Source organism: Aeromonas sp. HMWF015 (genome assembly GCF_963878965.1).
GTDB classification, from domain to species: Bacteria; Pseudomonadota; Gammaproteobacteria; order Enterobacterales; family Aeromonadaceae; genus Aeromonas; species Aeromonas veronii.
Genome location: NZ_CAWNZT010000085.1, coordinates 1 through 4156 on the forward strand (window position 1 = coordinate 1; position 4156 = coordinate 4156).

General features: G+C 57.8%; 4 protein-coding genes. 3 read left to right on the forward strand and 1 reads right to left on the reverse strand.

Going from position 1 to position 4156, the window contains the following annotated elements:
- Positions 1–1078: methyltransferase (locus tag AACS18_RS03750; RefSeq protein ID WP_108613735.1), on the reverse strand; the 1078-nt coding region annotated here is incomplete at its 3' end.
- Between the two features lie 204 nt (positions 1079–1282).
- On the opposite strand from AACS18_RS03750, the gene AACS18_RS03755 reads away from it, so the two are divergent.
- From AACS18_RS03755 to nqrB, 3 genes are all read left to right on the forward strand, one after another.
- A complete protein-coding gene (locus tag AACS18_RS03755; RefSeq protein ID WP_181363397.1) occupies positions 1283–1597 on the forward strand; it encodes a BolA family protein in 315 nt (104 codons plus the stop codon).
- Between the two features lie 434 nt (positions 1598–2031).
- The gene (locus AACS18_RS03760; RefSeq protein WP_108613736.1) at positions 2032–3375 is read left to right on the forward strand and encodes a Na(+)-translocating NADH-quinone reductase subunit A; all 1344 of its coding nucleotides are present in this window, start codon (positions 2032–2034) and stop codon (positions 3373–3375) included.
- A 3-nt stretch (positions 3376–3378) separates the two neighbouring features.
- Positions 3379–4156, forward strand: a 778-nt coding sequence (gene nqrB, locus AACS18_RS03765; protein ID WP_108613737.1) for an NADH:ubiquinone reductase (Na(+)-transporting) subunit B, incomplete at its 3' end; no start/stop codon positions are given.

The window sequence follows — 4156 nt, forward strand, 5'->3', positions numbered from 1 at the left end:
CGTTGGCAAACAAGCGCTTGAGTTTGTTGTGATAGTCCAGATGACGGTTGCCTACTATCCAGAGTTCCCCCCCCTGAGGCAACACCCGGTGCGCATCACTGAACATCTGCCAGGCGATATGATCGGTGATCGCCTGCAGCTGATGGAAAGGAGGGTTGCAGAAGATCCGATCCGCCGAACCGACCGCCACCCCGTCGAGACAGTTATTGACCATAAAGCGGGCACGCGGCAGTGCATCAGGCAGATTGTGCTCGACGTTGAGCTGTGCCGAGGCGACCGCCATATAGGATTCATCGATAAAGGTCACCTCCACCTCGCTGTCTTTGGCGAGCAGCGACAGACCCAGCACCCCGTTGCCACAGCCCAGATCGATCACCTTGCGGGCACTGTGGATGGGCAGGTTGTCCAGCATAAAGCGGGCGCCGATATCGAGACTGGTACGTGAGAAGACGTTGGCATGGTTGTGGATGAGCATGTCACTGCCCTCCAGCGGCCAGACCGTCGGGAAGGGATTGGCCAGCGCGGGACGTTCTGCCTGCGGCTCGCAGTGAATGAGGCGCGCCTTTTTCCAGGCCAGCGAGGTACGGGTAGGCCCCAGATACTTCTCGAACAACTTGAGGGTGGAGGTATGAATATCCTTCGCCTTGCCGGCAGCGATAACGCGGGTTGCCGATGTCACCACCTCCCGCAGCGCCAGCAGTTGCTGCTCCAGCAGTGCCTGATATTTGGAGACCTTGATCACCACCAGCGCAGGGGCATCGGGCAGCGGCGCCAGCGCATCCTGCAAGCGGATACCACCCGCATCCAGTCCGTTTTCGGCCAGATTGGCCAGGGTCGCCCGCTCACTGATGTAGGAGTCGGTGACACAGCAGGGGGAGTGCGGATGTAAATAGGCGGCCAGCGCGCCAAAGCCATCATTCATGACGATGACGGGGCCCGCCTGCTCGAGGGGGGACTCCGCCAGGGTGTTGATCAGATATTCGTCAGCCGCATCCCAGGCTTGCAGGGTCTCCTGACTCTGGCGCGGATAGCGGTAGAGCGTGAGCTGGCAATGGGGAGTGTCGAGAAGGGTTTGCATAGGAAGAGTCCAACCTCGGCTTGATTCGTGTATACAGGCGCCAGGGGCGACGCAAAGTGGCGCTATTCTAGCGAGGAGCAGGAATTTCACCAGTTCGATGCGCATCAAGGGGGCAACTGACGGGTGATTTCCCTCTTACGGGGGCTTATTCCATCCCGCGACTGCCGATAGAATGGCCCGACATTCACTCTGGAAGCCGATCCGATGACAATCCAACAACTGATTGAAGCCAAGCTGAGCGCCGCCCTCTCCCCCACCGTGCTGGAGGTGATCAACGAGAGCCACATGCACCGTGTGGAACCGGGATCTGAGAGCCACTTCAAGGTGGTGATCGTCAGCGAGCAATTTGCAGGGCAGCGGCTGCTGGCCCGCCATCGTCAGGTCAATGCGGTACTGGCCGATGAGCTGGCCGGTGCCGTTCATGCACTGGCGTTGCATACCTACACGACAAGCGAGTGGCAGGAAAAAGGCCATGCCCCGCGCACCCCGAGCTGCGTTGGCAAACCGTCACTCTCCTGAAACCGGTTGTACCACAGGATTCCCCTCGAGAACCTGCCAACAAAAATTAAACATATTTCCCCCTTTAGCCCCGAAAAGGCTACATCCAAGGGGGTATATTTCGGCATCAAGGCTTTTTGCTGATAGTGGAGACAACGGCAAATACCCCTATCGAGGTATCGAAATAAAAAAACCTTTAAAACCACTACTTACAAGGTGTCGGGGGCTTATTCATTGCAGGTTAATTTTGTGATGGCACGGGGATTTTGCCCATTTGGCATGGCAGAAAATGCACCTTAAGTGGTAAACTCAAGCGCTTTTGAGTGAGCCTGCATGTTGAATAATTGTTGAGCCTGCCCACCTGGCGCAACCACAACACCGACTCATTCAACCACCCGTCGTGATGTATTTCTCGGCGCTAACCAACCTCTCCCGTAACGGTAGTGCAAGTAAGTATGATTACAATCAAAAGAGGACTGGACATCCCCGTGCTGGGTGCGCCAGAGCAAGTAATCTACGATGGCCCCGCCATCACCCGTGTTGCGACACTGGGCGAGGAGTTTGTGGGGATGCGACCTACTATGTTCGTCAAAGTAGGTAATCGCGTCATCAAAGGTCAGGATCTTTTTGAAGACAAGAAGAATCCGGGCATTAAATTCACAGCTCCTGCCACCGGTGTGGTTTCAGAGATCAACCGTGGTGCCAAACGTGTTCTCCAGTCAGTGGTCATCGACCTCGACGGTTCCGATGAACAGGTGACGTTTGAGCATTTTGCCTCTGCCGAGCTGGCCAAGCTCGAGCGCAGCAAGGTGCAAGAGATCCTGGTCGCATCAGGTCAGTGGACTGCGTTGCGTACCCGTCCGTTCAGCAAAGTCCCCGCGGTAGCGTCTGCCCCGCGCGCCATCTTTGTGACTGCAATGGACACCAACCCGCTGGCAGCCGATGCCGAGCTGATTATCAAGGAACAGCCGCAGGCCTTCCTCGATGGTCTGGCCGTACTGACCCGCCTGACCGATGGCGCCGTCTACGTCTGTAAAGGCGAAGGCAGTCTGCCCCACTCTCCGCTGGCTCAGGTCAAGGAAGAGATCTTCGTTGGTCCGCACCCTGCCGGTCTGCCGGGTACCCATATCCACTTCCTGGATCCGGTCAGCAGCACCAAGGTGCAGTGGCACATCAACTATCAGGATGTGATCGCATTCGGCAAGCTGTTCACCACCGGTCAGATCTTCACTGACAAGGTGATCGCCCTGGCTGGCCCGAACGTGCTCAAGCCGCGTCTGCTGCGTACCCGCATGGGTGCCTGCATCAGCCAGCTCACCAACAACGAGCTGCGCGCTGACGAAAACCGCATCATCTCCGGTTCTCTGCTGAGCGGTGCCAAGGCTGACGGTGTTCACGACTATCTGGGTCGCTACCACAATCAGGTTTGCGTACTGGGCGAAGGTCGCGAGAAAGAGTTCCTGGGCTGGATCAACCCCAGCGCCAACAAGTTCTCCATCACCCGCACCACCCTTTCTCATCTGATGAAGGGCAAGCTGATCAACTTCACCACCACTACCAACGGTAGTGATCGCTCCATGGTGCCTATCGGCAACTATGAACGGGTGATGCCACTCGACATCCTGCCGACCCTGCTGCTGCGGGACATGGTCTCCGGCGATACCGACGGTGCGCAAGCACTGGGCTGCCTGGAGCTGGATGAGGAAGATTTGGCCCTCTGTACCTTCGTCTGCCCCGGCAAGACCGAGTACGGCCCCATCTTGCGTGAGTGCCTGACCAAGATTGAACTGGAAGGTTAAGCGATGAGTTTCAAGCAACTTCTTGAAAAAATGGAACACCACTTCGAACCGGGTGGAAAGTACGAAAAGTACTACGCCCTGTTCGAAGCGGCGTATACCCTGTTCTACACCCCGGGTTCCGTAACCCGCAACGCCTCCCACGTTCGTGATGCGCTCGATCTGAAGCGCATGATGATCATGGTGTGGCTGGCCGTGTTCCCGGCCATGTTCTGGGGCATGTACAACGTTGGTAACCAGGCCATTGCCGCGATCGCCCACATGGGCACGGCAGCCGGTGCCAGCAGCTGGCAATATGCGCTGGCGACCATGCTGGGTGCCTCCCTCGATCCCGCTGTTGCCGGCATTGGCAGCAAGATGATGATCGGCGCAGCCCACTTCTTCCCCATCTACCTGACCGCCTTCCTGGTCGGTGGCTTCTGGGAAGTGCTGTTTGCCATGGTACGCAAGCACGAGATCAACGAAGGCTTCTTCGTGACCTCCATCCTGTTTGCCCTGATCGTGCCGCCCGAGCTGCCCCTGTGGCAAGCTGCTCTGGGTATCACCTTCGGTGTGGTGATGGCCAAGGAAGTGTTCGGTGGTACCGGCAAAAACTTCCTGAACCCGGCGCTGGCTGGTCGTGCCTTCCTGTTCTTCGCCTACCCGGGCCAGATCTCCGGTGACGCCGTATGGGTTGCCGTCGATGGCTACTCCGGCGCAACCGCGCTTAGCCAGTGGGCACAGGGCGGCCAGATGGCACTAATCAACGGTGCAACCGGTCAGGCTATCAGCTGGATGGACGCTT

Coding starts and splice junctions, on each gene's coding strand:
- AACS18_RS03755 (WP_181363397.1), top strand. CDS start 1,283: ATGACAATCCAACAACTGATTGAAGCCAAGCTGAGCGCCGCCCTCTCC.
- AACS18_RS03760 (WP_108613736.1), top strand. CDS start 2,032: ATGATTACAATCAAAAGAGGACTGGACATCCCCGTGCTGGGTGCGCCA.